General features: G+C 72.3%; 11 protein-coding genes. 5 read left to right on the top strand and 6 right to left on the bottom strand.

Annotated elements, in window-relative coordinates; genetic code table 11:
* Positions 1-189: 189 nt before the first annotated feature.
* From ACIRPU_RS31300 to ACIRPU_RS31285, 4 genes are all read left to right on the top strand, one after another.
* Entirely contained in the window at positions 190-1200 is a 1011-nt protein-coding gene (locus ACIRPU_RS31300) for a polyprenyl synthetase family protein (RefSeq protein ID WP_403873201.1), read from the top strand.
* A 225-nt stretch (positions 1201-1425) separates the two neighbouring features.
* On the top strand, positions 1426-2706 hold the full coding sequence (locus tag ACIRPU_RS31295) for an outer membrane lipoprotein carrier protein LolA (RefSeq protein ID WP_403873198.1): 1281 nt from the start codon (positions 1426-1428) through the stop codon (positions 2704-2706).
* Positions 2707-2852: 146 nt separating this feature from the next.
* Positions 2853-3971: an ATP-binding cassette domain-containing protein gene (locus ACIRPU_RS31290; RefSeq protein ID WP_403873195.1), complete on the top strand. Its 1119-nt coding sequence runs from the start codon at positions 2853-2855 to the stop codon at positions 3969-3971.
* A gap of 45 nt (positions 3972-4016) precedes the next feature.
* On the top strand, positions 4017-4895 hold the full coding sequence (locus ACIRPU_RS31285; RefSeq protein ID WP_403873192.1) for an ABC transporter permease: 879 nt from the start codon (positions 4017-4019) through the stop codon (positions 4893-4895).
* A gap of 115 nt (positions 4896-5010) precedes the next feature.
* Here the strand turns inward: ACIRPU_RS31285 and ACIRPU_RS31280 are convergent, their stop codons facing one another.
* From ACIRPU_RS31280 to ACIRPU_RS31270, 3 genes are read right to left on the bottom strand one after another with little or no spacing between them, the layout of a single operon-like run.
* On the bottom strand, positions 5011-5610 hold the full coding sequence (locus ACIRPU_RS31280) for a flavodoxin family protein (protein ID WP_403873189.1): 600 nt from the start codon (positions 5608-5610) through the stop codon (positions 5011-5013).
* Between the two features lie 47 nt (positions 5611-5657).
* Complete coding sequence (locus ACIRPU_RS31275; protein ID WP_403873186.1) at positions 5658-6929, bottom strand: amidase family protein; 1272 nt, start codon at positions 6927-6929, stop codon at positions 5658-5660.
* Between the two features lie 57 nt (positions 6930-6986).
* On the bottom strand, positions 6987-7490 hold the full coding sequence (locus ACIRPU_RS31270) for a hypothetical protein (protein WP_403873183.1): 504 nt from the start codon (positions 7488-7490) through the stop codon (positions 6987-6989).
* 216 nt (positions 7491-7706) lie between these two features.
* Between ACIRPU_RS31270 and ACIRPU_RS31265 the strand changes: the two genes are divergently transcribed.
* On the top strand, positions 7707-9227 hold the full coding sequence (locus tag ACIRPU_RS31265) for a tetratricopeptide repeat protein (RefSeq protein WP_403873180.1): 1521 nt from the start codon (positions 7707-7709) through the stop codon (positions 9225-9227).
* A 15-nt stretch (positions 9228-9242) separates the two neighbouring features.
* Here the strand turns inward: ACIRPU_RS31265 and ACIRPU_RS31260 are convergent, their stop codons facing one another.
* The 3 genes from ACIRPU_RS31260 to rarD all read right to left on the bottom strand — a co-directional run bounded on the left by ACIRPU_RS31260 (position 9243) and on the right by rarD (position 12136).
* Positions 9243-10196: a M28 family metallopeptidase gene (locus tag ACIRPU_RS31260; protein WP_403873177.1), complete on the bottom strand. Its 954-nt coding sequence runs from the start codon at positions 10194-10196 to the stop codon at positions 9243-9245.
* A 170-nt stretch (positions 10197-10366) separates the two neighbouring features.
* A complete protein-coding gene (locus ACIRPU_RS31255; protein ID WP_403873174.1) occupies positions 10367-10858 on the bottom strand; it encodes a VOC family protein in 492 nt (163 codons plus the stop codon).
* A gap of 63 nt (positions 10859-10921) precedes the next feature.
* A complete protein-coding gene (gene rarD / locus ACIRPU_RS31250) occupies positions 10922-12136 on the bottom strand; it encodes an EamA family transporter RarD (RefSeq protein WP_403873171.1) in 1215 nt (404 codons plus the stop codon).
* Positions 12137-12237 lie beyond the last annotated feature (101 nt).

Genomic DNA, 12237 nt, shown 5'->3' with positions numbered 1-12237 from the left:
AAACATATCGGGCGGGATCCGATAGCGCCTGGCCTGCGGGGCGCCGCCCGGGCGAGTCCATTCGAGCCTGCGGGACGTGGGGGCTATCGGTGATCGAAACGTGACCGGATACGCTGACTTGAGTGATGGCAGAGACCTATCGACAAACCGCGTAATCGCCAGTAGACACCAGCAGACAGGAGACCCCTCGTGACCGTCGTCGGGCCGTTCGGGCTGAGCGTGCGGGACCAGGCTCTGGAAGCCGATGTCCAGGCCGGATTGGCGGCTGTCGAGGAAGGCTTGCTCGAGGCCACCAAGAGTGAGGTCCCGTTCATCACGGAGGCCGCCCAGCACCTCGTACGCGCGGGCGGGAAGCGGTTCCGGCCGTTGCTCGTGATGCTCGCGGCGCAGTTCGGCGACCCCTACGCGCCCGGCATCGTGCCGTCGGCCGTCGTGGTGGAGCTGACCCACCTGGCCACGCTGTACCACGACGACGTGATGGACGAGGCGGCCGTGCGGCGCGGGGTGTCCAGCGCGAACACCCGCTGGGGGAACTCCGTCGCCGTCCTCACGGGTGACTTCCTCTTCGCCCGCGCCTCCCACATCCTGGCCGACCTCGGGCCGGAGGCGGTGCGGGTGCAGGCCGAGGCGTTCGAGCGGCTGGTCACCGGGCAGATCCTGGAGACCGCGGGTCCGACGGACGGACGGGACCCGGTCGACCACTACCTCGACGTGCTCGGCGGCAAGACGGGCTCGCTGGTCGCGGTGGCCTGCCGGTTCGGGGCGATGATGTCCGGCGCCGACGAGACGGTCGTCGACGTGCTCACGCAGTACGGCGAGCGGCTCGGCGTCGCCTTCCAGCTGGCGGACGACGTCCTGGACATCGCCTCCGACTCGCACGAGTCGGGCAAGACGCCGGGCACGGACCTGCGCGAGGGCGTTCCCACGCTGCCCGTGCTGCGGCTGCGGGAGCGGGCGGCGCGGCTGTCGCTGCCCGAGGACATCGCCCTGTGCGAGCTGCTGGACTCCGACCTGACCGACGACGCCCGGCACACCGAGGCGCTGGAGGCGCTCAGGGCCCACCCGGCGCTGGAGCAGGCCCGCCGGGACACCGTGCGGTACGCGAAGGAAGCGCGGTCCGCGTTGGCGCCGTTGCGGGAGTGCGACGCGAAGGCGGCGCTGATGGAACTCTGCGACGCGGTGGTCCACCGGGCGGGCTGACCCCAGCGACCCCTACGGGTCGGATGCCGGCTCGTCACCTTTGTGTCATACCGCAGGCGTACGGGAGTTGAGCCCTCGGGCTGACGCTTACCCGTGGTCGATTTGGTCAGATGGGAACCACGGAAAACACCACTCCTCACCGATTCGGGTGAGAATGGCGGCTTGGGGTGGGGACGTTCAGGCGCGAGATGACCAGCCGCCGCCGACGACGGAGGTAAGGCACACATGGCACCGAAGGCATCCGACGACACCACCACCGGCGGGGAGTCGACCGCCGGAGAGGCCGACGACCTGCGCCTCGGACGGCGCAAGGCCGCACGGTACATCGTCCCGGTCACCGTGATCGGTGTCGCGGCGGCGACGATCGGGCTGGTCCCGGCGCTCGCCGACTCCGGCGACCCCGACCTGCCGAAGATCACCGCACAGCAGCTCCTCGACAAGATCGCCGCTTCGGACGTACAGCAGCTGTCCGGAACGGTGAAGATCAGCACCGATCTCGGGCTGCCCGACCTCGGCGGTCTGGAGAGCGGGCTCCTCTCGGGAGCCACCGGGCAGGGCGGCGACGGCTCGTCCGCCGATCCGTCCACCAAGCTCACCGAACTCGCCGCCGGCACGCACACCCTGCGCGTCGCCGCCGACGGCCCGGACCGGCAGAAACTCTCGCTGCTGGAGAACGCGGCCGAGTACAGCGTCATCCACAACGGCAAGGACGTGTGGGGGTACGACAGCGCCTCCAACGAGGTCTACCACTCGACCGCCGACGAGAGCTCCGGCAAGGGTTCCGGGAAGGCGGAGACCCCGGTCCCCGCCACGCCCAAGGAGCTCACCGAGGACGCTCTGAAGGCGGTCGACGACACGACCTCCGTGACCGTCGACGGCACCGTCCAGGTCGCCGGCCGTGACGCCTACAAGCTGCTGGTCAAGCCGAAGCAGTCCGGTTCCACGGTCGGCGCGATCAGTGTGGCCGTCGACGCGAAGACGGGCCTGCCGCTGAAGTTCACGCTGACCCCGGCGAGCGGCGGCGCGGCCGTCGTGGACGCCGGCTTCACCCAGGTCAGCTTCGCCAAGCCCGCCGCGTCCACCTTCGACTTCACCGCCCCCAAGGGCGCGAAACTCACCGAGGGTGACGAGGCCGGGGAGTCCGCCCCCAGGCACTCCGAGAAGTCCGACGACCTCGCGAAGGGTCTCGACGGCGTGGAGGGTCTCGAAGGCGTGGAGGGCGTCGAGGGCCCGGACGGCCTCGACGGGCTCAACGTCCTCGGCGAGGGCTGGACGTCCGTGGCCGTCTTCGACACCGGCGGCGAGGGCATGCCCTCGGGCGCGGAGGCCGGCGGCGACCTCGGCGGCTTCCTCGGTTCCTTCGGCGACAAGGTGACCGGCAAGTTCGGCTCCGGGACCGTCTTCTCCACCCGCCTGATCAACGCCCTGATGACGGACGACGGCAAGGTCTACGTCGGCGCGGTCACCAAGGACGCCCTGGTGAAGGCGGCGAACGCGGCGAAGTAGGCCGGCGGTCGAAGCGTGCGAAGTGATCGAGCGGTGAATGATGAAGCGGTGAAGTGACGAAGTGACGAAGCGGTGGAGCGGGTGAAGTAGGGCAGAGGCCGGCCTCCGGACACCGGAGGCCGGGAAGCCGGAGGGGGAGCGAGCCGATGGGGGAGTCAGTAGGGGAGCCCGTCCCGGAGTCGGTACGGGGGCCCGTCCCGGAGGCGGCGCGGGAGCCCGTCCCGGAGTCGGCACGAAAGCCCGTGCCGGAGTCCACGGTGTCCGAGCGGGAGCCCGTGCCGGAGTCCACGGAGCCTGTGCGGGAGCCCGTGCCGGAGTCCGGGGACGACGGCGCCGTCATCCACACCCGCGGCCTCACCAAGCGCTACCGCGGTGGACAGCTCGCCGTGGACGGCCTCGACCTGACCGTCCCGGCGGGCAGCGTCTTCGGCTTCCTCGGCCCCAACGGCTCCGGCAAGACCACCACCATCCGCATGCTGATGGGGCTCATCGAACCCACGGCCGGCTCGGCCCGCGTCCTGGGGCAACCCATGCCGCGGGCCGCGCGTGCCGTGCTGCCCCACGTCGGGACCCTCATCGAGGGCCCCGCCCTGTACGGCTTCCTCTCCGGCCGCGACAACCTCCTCCGCTACGACGCCGCCGACCCGACCGCCGATCCGCGCACCCGGCGTGCACGGGTCTCGGCGACGCTGGACCGGGTGGGTCTGACGGCCGCCGCCGCCAAGAAGGCGAAGGCGTACTCCCTCGGCATGAAGCAGCGCCTGGGCCTCGCCGCCGCCCTTCTCCAGCCCCGTCGGCTGCTCGTCCTCGACGAACCGACCAACGGCCTGGATCCGCAGGGCATGCGGGAGATCCGCTCGCTGATCCGGGAACTGGCCGCGGAGGGCAGGACCGTCTTCCTCTCCTCGCACCTGCTCGACGAGATCGAGCAGGTGTGCACGCACGCGGCGGTGATGGCACAGGGCCGACTGCTCGTCCAGGGCCCGGTGGCCGACCTCGCCGCGGGAACGCGCGGCCGACTGGTCGTGACGACCCCGGACCCGGCGGACGCGGCCCGGGTGCTGAAGGAACAGGGGGCGGACGACGTGGTCCTCGGTGAGGACCGCGTGACTGCCGAGGCCCCGCCCCCGGACCGCGATCTCGCCGATCTGAACGCCGCGCTGGTGACGGCGGGCGTCCGCGTCCGCGGCTTCGCCGTCGAGCGGGCCTCCCTGGAGGACGCGTTCGTGGCTCTCACGGGGGAGGGATTCGATGTCGCGGGCTGACACGTGGACGACCGTAAGGGAACGCCGGCACCGGCAGCAGCACCGGTGCTGACACCGGCGCGGACGGCGAACTGGACCTGGACCTTCGGGCTGCTCCGCAGCGAACTGCTGACCACCTTCCGGCGCTGGCGCACCCTCGCGCTGCTGGGCGTGCTGGCGGCCGTGCCGATCCTGGTCGGGATCGCCGTGAAGATCGAGACGGGCGACGGCTCGTCCGGCGGACGCGGCGGCGGGGGAGGGGGTGGTGGCGAGGGCCCGGCGTTCATCTCCCAGGTCACCAACAACGGCCTGTTCCTGGTCTTCACCGCACTGGCCGTGACCCTGCCGTTCTTCCTGCCGATGGCGATCGGTGTCATCGCGGGCGACTCGATCGCCGGCGAGGCGAACGCGGGCACGCTCCGCTACCTGCTCGTCGCCCCGGCCGGCCGCACCCGACTGCTGCTGGCCAAGTACGCGACCGTCATGATCTTCTGCCTGGTGGCCACGCTCGTGGTCGCGCTCTCGGCGCTGACGGTCGGGGCGCTGCTCTTCCCGCTGGGCGACCTGACGACGATCTCCGGCACTCGGATCGGCTTCGGCGACGGGCTGCTACGGGCATTGCTGATGGCCCTGGTCGTCGCCGCCTCCCTGACCGGCGTGGCGGCGCTCGGGCTGTTCGTCTCCACCCTCACCAGCAGCGGCATCGCGGCGATGGCGACGACGGTGGGCCTGTTGATCACGGTCCAGATCCTCGACCAGATCCCCCAACTGCACGCCTTGCAGCCGTACTTCTTCTCCCACCACTGGCTGTCCTTCGCCGACCTGATGCGCGAGCCGGTCTACTGGGACGACCTGGAGAAGAACCTCGGCCTCCAGGCCCTGTACGCGGCCGTCTTCGGCTCGGCGGCCTGGGCGCGCTTCACGACGACGGACATCACGGCGTAGGTGACCACGTGCAGGTCACCACGCGTAGGTCACCACGCGTAGGACGTCAGGCAGGTCACCACGCGTAGGACGTCAGGCGTAGGCCTCGCCTCGGTTCTCAGCGGCTTTCAGGTTCTCAGCGGCTTTCGTAGCGGGTCTCGTACAGGAAGCGGGCCCTCGGGGCCTCGCCCGCGAAGAACGTCTTCGCGCGGGTCAGCGCCTCCGTGTCCCCGAGGACGTCGCCGGGCTTGCTGCCGTTGCCGAGCAGCACCCCGCCGAAGGACATCCCCATGTACGCGGCGGAGTTGTTGAGCGTCCCGACGAGCGGATCGGCGACCACCGGCTGGTCGTCCGCGAGCGCGGTGACGCCCCAGAGGGTGCGCCCGGCGAGCGTCGCCTTGAAGTCGAGGCCGGGGATGCGCAGCCAGCCCGACCAGTGGTCCAGGTAGCGCTTGGTCTGCGCGGAGACCGAGTACCAGTACAGCGGGGACGCGATCACGAGGTCCGTCGCGGCGAGCGTGGCGTCGAGCAGCAGTGCCGCGCTCCCCTCGGTGGGGCGCACGTGGTCGCTGTCGTGGCGCAGGTCCTCGAAGTCGGGCAGCGGATGCCGGGCCAGGCTGATCCATGTCTGCTCGACGTCGGAGGGCAACTGCTCGGCCGCCGCACGGGCCAGCAACTCGGTGTTGCCGTCCGGACGGCTGCTGCCCAGCACGAACAGGAAACTGCGGCGGGTCATGTTCCATCCCCCAGGTAGTCGGCGTACGAGGATAGTCTGCACCTGCATTATATGTGTGCGCAAGTATCCTGAGCGGCTCGGGCGGCTCGGGCGGCTGCCAGGAGTGCCGACTCCCCGCCGTGCGCCGCGACCATCTGCAACCCCACGGGACAGCCGTCCGCCCCGAGCCCCGCCGGAACGCTGATCGCCGGATGCCCGCTCAGGTTGAACGCCCAGGTGAGCGCGGTCGAGTACCGGTCGCCCGGACCCTCGTAACCGTGCGCGGCGTTCGGGGTCGTCGGGGTCAGCAGCAGGTCGGCACGGGAGAAGAGGCCGGCCAGCAGCCGGTCGTTGACGTTCCGGACGCGTGCGGCGGCGCGGAGGTTTGAGCCGGGGGTGCGCAGCGCGAGCCAGGCCGGTGCGGGGTCCGCCAGCCGCAGGGGCCCGTCGGAGGGCCGCGCCAGCCGTACGACACCCGCCTCGGCGAGGCGCCCGGCGGCGGCCCTTGCCAGGGCGAGCGGCTCGGGGTCGGGATCGGCGAAGCCGAGGTCGGCGGAGAAGACGGCGACAGGCGGGGCGGGATCCGCCGAAGGAACCGGACCCGCTCCCGCCGAGGGACCCGGACCCGCTCCCGCCGAGGGGAAGGGCCCCGCTCCCGCCGAGGGGAAGGGCCCCGCTTCCGCCTTCGATGTCATCACCCGCCAGTACGCCTCGGCGTCCGCCGCGTGGTGGACGAGCACGCCGGGCGCCGCCAGTCCCGTACGGTCCCGGGATGCCGGTGGCGGCCCCTCCGGGGGCGGCGGCCGGCGGTTCGTCGTCTTCAGGCCGATCACGCCGCACCACGCGGCCGGGATCCGCACCGAGCCCGCGCCGTCGCTGCCGGTCGCCAGGGGGACCAGGCCCGCGGCCACCGCCGCCGCGGACCCGGCCGAGGAGCCGCCCGGCGTGCGGTCGGCGCGCCAGGGATTGACGGTCCGGCCGTGGGCGCCGAGGCCCCAGGTCTGCCAGGGGGTGCCGGGCCCCGGTACGGCCGTCGCCCCGACCGGCACGCATCCGGCGGCGACCAGCGGGCCCGCCGTACGCAGCCCGTGAAGCCCCTTCACGCCGATCGGCACCCCGGCCAGCGGCAGCCGCGCGCCCGCGGCGACCCGGGCGTCGATCTCGCGCGCCCACGCCAGGGCCCTTTCCTCCCACACCTCGGCGAAGGCGCACAGGGAGGGGTCGACCCGCGCGATCCGTGCGAGCGCCTCGCCGACCACGTCCAGGGCCGCCAACCGCCCCGCCCGCACGGCCGCGGCGATCTCCACGGCGGGTGGCCACGCCAGGTCTCCGTACCTCACCCCGGCGACCTCACTTCGGCAACCTCACCCCTGCGGCCTCGCCCCGGCCCCGCCTGCTCAGCGGGCCCCGGTGAGCCGGGACAGCGGTTCCGTCTCGCGTGGCGGGGTGCCGCCCAGTTCGCCGAGGCGCCAGTTGTTCACCCACGGGACGCGGTACACGTCGACGACCGACTCGATCACCCGCACCCGCTGGACGAGCGGCCGGGGCAGCCTGCCCGGCGCGTCCGCGACGAGCACCACCGCGTCCAGGTCGAGCCCCCGCGGAGCCTCCCCGCGCCGGAAGACCTCCAGGGTCCGCAGGACGGAGTCCAGCCCGGCCGCATGGGTGCGGGCGACCAGCAGCACGGACGGGGGATCACCGGCGCCGGGCCACGCGCGTCCGCAGTCGTGGCCGCCGTAGACCGCGGCGAGCGTGGAGCCGCCGGCCCCGCCGTGCGTGGCGACCCAGGAGAAGCGGCGGGGCCCGGCGGCGGAGGCGTACGGCATCGCCACCGGATCCGGTGCGGCCACCGGTCCGCGGATCCAGATCTCCGGCCCCCGCTGCCCGTCCGTCGTCCCCATGGCCCGTGTTCCTCCCCGTCGTCGCCGATTCTCCGGGACGCCCCTGATCATGGTGGTCCCGGAGCTGCCCCGGGAGCGGGGCGTGGGTTCCTGGAACGAGGCTGTGACGTCGCGGTGACGCGTGGACCGGGAGCGCTCGGAGAGACTCAACAGTACGTGTCCACGTACACGTACCTGGACGACCGGATCGTGACGACGCATCCGAGTGAGGAACCGATGTCTCGACTCAGCCGCGAGAAGAAGCGGGAACAGAAGTACGCCGGCCCCACGGCCGTCGTGGTGGCACCGCTCGATGTCCATGTCCGCGGGGGTGGGACGGTGACGATAGGAGGCGTCCCGGTCGTCGCGGTCGACGGCGAGGAGATCCAGCGCGCCGTCCTGAGCCACCTCCACCGCATCGCCCTCGCCACCGGACATCCGGTCCTCGCCACGGTCCACGACGAACGCATCGGCTACGTCGTCGCCCTGCGCGTGGACCCGGACGGTTCCAGCCACTTCACAGCGGATCCCCTGCGGACGGCCGCTGCCCCGGCGGCGGCACAGGGGCAGGCCGCCCAGGCACAGGTGGCACAGGGACAGGCGGCGCGCGAGGAGGCGGCACGGGACACGCGGAGTTCCGACCCCACCGGCACGTCCGCACAGGTCGCCGCCCCCGCCGACCCGCCCGCTCCCGCCACACTCCCCGCGACCGCCGACACGCCGGTGCCCCTCGACACGCCCGTGCCCGTCGACGCCGAGCAGTCCGCTCAGCCGCGACGCGACCAGCCCACGCACTTCCTGCGCCCGGTGGCCGAGCCGGTGCGGGACGCGGCCCCGACGTTCCCGTTGCGCGCGGTGCCCGAGCCGGAAACGGAACGGGAAGCCCGGTCGGCGCCGGAGCCGGCATCCACGTACGCGGGGGAGACCCCGGCGCTCGGCACGGTCGCCGCCCCGACGGGCGTGTTCGGCCCGCCCCCGTCGATGGACGAGCGGCCGAACCCGGACGCGACCCCGACCGCAGCCCCGACCGCAGCCGCGACCTCGACCCCGGTCCCCGCTCCGGCCCCGATCCCGCTGCCGCTCCCGACACCCGCCTCCACCGGCACCTCCACCCCCACCACCAGGCCCACCACCAAGTCCGGCGCCACGCCCACCCCGTTCCTCCCCGAGGACCTCATCTCCGACTCGGCCCTCGACCTGGACCCCGGCTTCAAGCCCACCCCCGCCCGTGGCTTCGACGCCGTCGCGGAGGCGGTGCTCGGGGACGACCCCCGTACCCTCCACGGCGAAGGCGGCACCCCGGCCCTTCTCGCGGAACCGCTCGCGCGGATCAACGAGGCCGTGCGGGCGGGTCGTACGGACGACGCGGCCGCGCTCGCGGAGCGGACCGTGCTGGAGGCGTCCGGAACGCTGGGACCGGAGCACCCCGAGGTGCTCCGGCTGCGTGAACTCACCGCGTACATCGCCTACTTGGCAGGCGACCCGCTGCGCTCCTTCCACACCTCCCTCGACCTGGCGCGCATCAGCCGCCGGAGCCGGGACGCGGAGGCCGCGTACGGCAACGTCCAGAGCGCGGCGGCTGCCTGGCGTGCCGTACGCGACCCCTTGCAGGGACTGAACCTGGGGACCGAACTCCTCGTCCTGTGGACGGAGCTCACCACCGAGGAGGGCCCGGCGGCCGACGACGTCGAGGAGTTGGAGTCGGCCCGCGCGAGGATGCTCCGGCTGGCCGAACGCGCCCGTAGGTCGGGCGCGTAGCGGCCGCCCGGCCGATCAGGAGGACAGGGTCCAGACCGCGTACGCCAGCGCGTCCGCGTTGCGGTCCAGGGCCGTGTCGTCGATGTTGGCCGTGGTGTCGCAGGAGGAGTGGTAGCAGCGGTCGAAGGCCCGCCCGGCCGTACCGCCCCACTTGGCCGCCTGCGCCGCCGTCTTGAGGTAGTCGGCGCCGCTGAACAGGCCGCCCACCGGCACGCCCGCGTTCTTGAAGGGGGCGTGGTCGGAGCGGCCGTCGCCCTCGGTCTCGATCTCCGTCGGGATGCCGAGGCCGGTGAAGTAGTCCTTGAAGGTCTTCTCGATGGCCGGGTCGTCGTCGTAGACGAAGTAGCCGGGGTTCGGCGAGCCGATCATGTCGAAGTTCAGGTAGCCGCTGATACGGGCGCGGTTCGCCGAGGAGAGGTTGTTGACGTAGTACCGGGACCCGACCATGCCCAGCTCCTCCGCGCCCCACCAGGCGAACCGCAGGTGCTTGGTGGGGTGGTAGCCGGCTCTGGACACCGCCAGCGCCGTCTCCAGGACGGCCGCCGAGCCGGAGCCGTTGTCGTTGATGCCGGCCCCCGCGGTCACGGAGTCCAGATGGGATCCGGCCATCAGCACCTGACCGGTGTCACCGCCGGGCCAGTCGGCGACGAGGTTGTAGCCGGTGCGGCCGGAGGAGGTGAACTGCTGGATGGTGGTGGTGTATCCGGCGGCGTCCAGCTTGGCCTTCACATAGTCGAGCGACGCCTTGTAGCCGGTGCGGCCGTGCGCACGGTTGCCGCCGTTGGCGGTGGCGATGGACTGCAGCTGGGCCAGGTGGGCCTTGACGTTGGCCACCGGGAGGTCGGGAGCGGCGGCGATCGCCCCGGACTCGGGGGCGGGTGCCGCCCCGGCTATGGACCCGGTGGCGAGCAGTGTGGCGGCCGCGACGACGGCGGTGACCGTCGCCCGCCCGGAAACGGGGAGCTTCATGGTGGGGGGCTCCGAATTCCAGCGGGACACCTGTGAGCGACCGTCGAGCACCTGGAGGCCCACAGGTAATCCACAGTGAATGGGGTGACTGGATGGTGAAGCCGAGGCCAATACTCCGTCAAGAGCGCTATCCGGACAGCGGGTTCACATATCGAAGCCCGTCATGTCCCTCAATGCACGCAGAACTCGTTGCCCTCCGGATCCGCCATGACCACCCACTGCCCGGAGGGTTCCTCCACCTCTCGCAGCACGCTCGCCCCCAGCGCCGTCAGCCGCTCGACCTCCCCGGCGCGCAGCTCCGTACCGGGATGCAGATCGAGGTGGAGCCGGTTCTTCACGGTCTTCGCCTCCGGGACCCGCTGGAACAGCAGCCGCCGCCCGAGCCCGGTCCCGCTGTCGGGGTCGTAGGGGTCGTCGGGGTGGCGTACGGCGATCAGGTCCCGGAAGGCCGGGCGCCCGTGGAACTCCAGCGTCGCCGCCCCCGGCAGCGCGCCTAGCTCCAGCAGCCGTTCGATGAGCGCGCTGTTGTCCTCGACCTCGTAGTGCAGTGCGCCGGCCCAGAAATCGGCCTGCGTGTGCGGATCGGCTGAGTCGACGACGACCTTCCAGTGCACGGGCGTGGGCCCTGCCTCGGGTACTCCTGCTCCAGATGTCTCGGTCATGCCGCCACTTCTAGCAGGCCCGCACGGAGTCGGCCTCCCTCCCACGCGCCGAACTCCGTCGCGCTACTGCTTGGCGAGGGGGGAGACGCCCGCCTCCGGAGCGGGGGCGCCGGGTACGGCGGAGGCGGTGGCGACGCCGGTGATGGCGACGCCGGTGGCGGCAGCGCCACCGGAGACACCGGAGACACCGGAGACACCGGAGACACCGGAGACACCGGAGACACCGGAGACACCGGAGACACCGGAGACACCGGAGGCCACGCTCTCCGCCTCCCGAACGGCCCCCGTCGCGCCGGTCACACCCGTCGCGCCGGTTACGTCGGCCGTGGCGTTCGCGGCAGGCGCCTCGGCGCTGCTCTCGGTGACCGCGAGGCCGAGCGCACGGGCCGTCCGGCGTGAGGTGCGCAGCGCGTCGCCGGTGAGCAGCACCAGCGCCAGCCACACCAGGGCGAACCCGGCCCAGCGCTCGGGGGGCATGGCCTCGCCGAAGTAGAGGACGCCGAGCAGGAACTGGAAGACCGGCGCCAGGTACTGGAGCAGACCCAGCGTGGACAGCGGTACGCGGATCGCCGCCGCGCCGAAGCAGACGAGGGGGAGCGCCGTGACGAGGCCGGTGGAGGCGAGCAGGGACGCGTGTCCGATGCCCTCGGTCGCGAAGGTGAGGCCGCCGTGCGCGGACAGCCACAGCAGATAGCCCAGCGCGGGCAGGAACTGGATGGCGGTCTCGGCGGCCAGCGACTCGACCCCGCCGAGGTTGACCTTCTTCTTCACCAGCCCGTAGGTGGCGAACGAGAAGGCGAGGGTGAGGGAGATCCACGGCGGGCGGCCGTAGCCGATGGTCAGGACCAGCACCGCCGAGAAGCCGACGCCGACCGCCGCCCACTGCACGGGCCGCAGCCGTTCCTTGAGGATCAGTACACCCATGGCGATGGTGACCAGCGGGTTGATGAAGTACCCGAGGGACGCCTCGACGACGTGGCCGCTGTTCACGGCCCAGATGTAGACGCCCCAGTTGACGGTGATGACGGCCGCGGCGATCACGACGAGCCCGAGCCGGCGCGGCTGCCGCAGCAGCTCACCGGCCCACGCCCAGCGCCGTACGACGAGCAGCGCGACGGCGACGAAGGCGAGGGACCACACCATGCGATGGGCGAGGATCTCGGTCGCCCCGGCCGGCTTGAGCAGGGGCCAGAAGAGGGGGACCAGCCCCCACATCCCGTAGGCGGCGAGGCCGTTCAGCAGGCCTGTCCGGCCTTCACTCTTCGACGTCCCGGCCACGGGCCCTCCTTCTCACGTCCGGCATGCGTGGACGAAGGTAACGCCGGGCACCCCTGTCTGTCATGTCCGTATCGCCATACGGTCATGACAGGCAGGGGTGA

This window comes from Streptomyces sp. NPDC102259 (assembly GCF_044766465.1).
Lineage (GTDB): Bacteria > Actinomycetota > Actinomycetes > Streptomycetales > Streptomycetaceae > Streptomyces.
The sequence above is the reverse complement of the archived record's forward strand: the minus strand, read 5'-3'. Positions and strand labels throughout refer to the sequence as shown.

Bases quoted from the DNA above. Each gene is read 5' to 3' on its own strand.
- ACIRPU_RS31295 (WP_403873198.1), top strand. From the start codon at position 1,426: ATGGCACCGAAGGCATCCGACGACACCACCACCGGCGGGGAGTCGACC.
- ACIRPU_RS31290 (WP_403873195.1), top strand. From the start codon at position 2,853: ATGGGGGAGTCAGTAGGGGAGCCCGTCCCGGAGTCGGTACGGGGGCCC.
- ACIRPU_RS31280 (WP_403873189.1), bottom strand. From the start codon at position 5,610: ATGACCCGCCGCAGTTTCCTGTTCGTGCTGGGCAGCAGCCGTCCGGAC.
- ACIRPU_RS31270 (WP_403873183.1), bottom strand. From the start codon at position 7,490: ATGGGGACGACGGACGGGCAGCGGGGGCCGGAGATCTGGATCCGCGGA.
- ACIRPU_RS31265 (WP_403873180.1), top strand. From the start codon at position 7,707: ATGTCTCGACTCAGCCGCGAGAAGAAGCGGGAACAGAAGTACGCCGGC.
- ACIRPU_RS31260 (WP_403873177.1), bottom strand. From the start codon at position 10,196: ATGAAGCTCCCCGTTTCCGGGCGGGCGACGGTCACCGCCGTCGTCGCG.
- ACIRPU_RS31255 (WP_403873174.1), bottom strand. From the start codon at position 10,858: ATGACCGAGACATCTGGAGCAGGAGTACCCGAGGCAGGGCCCACGCCC.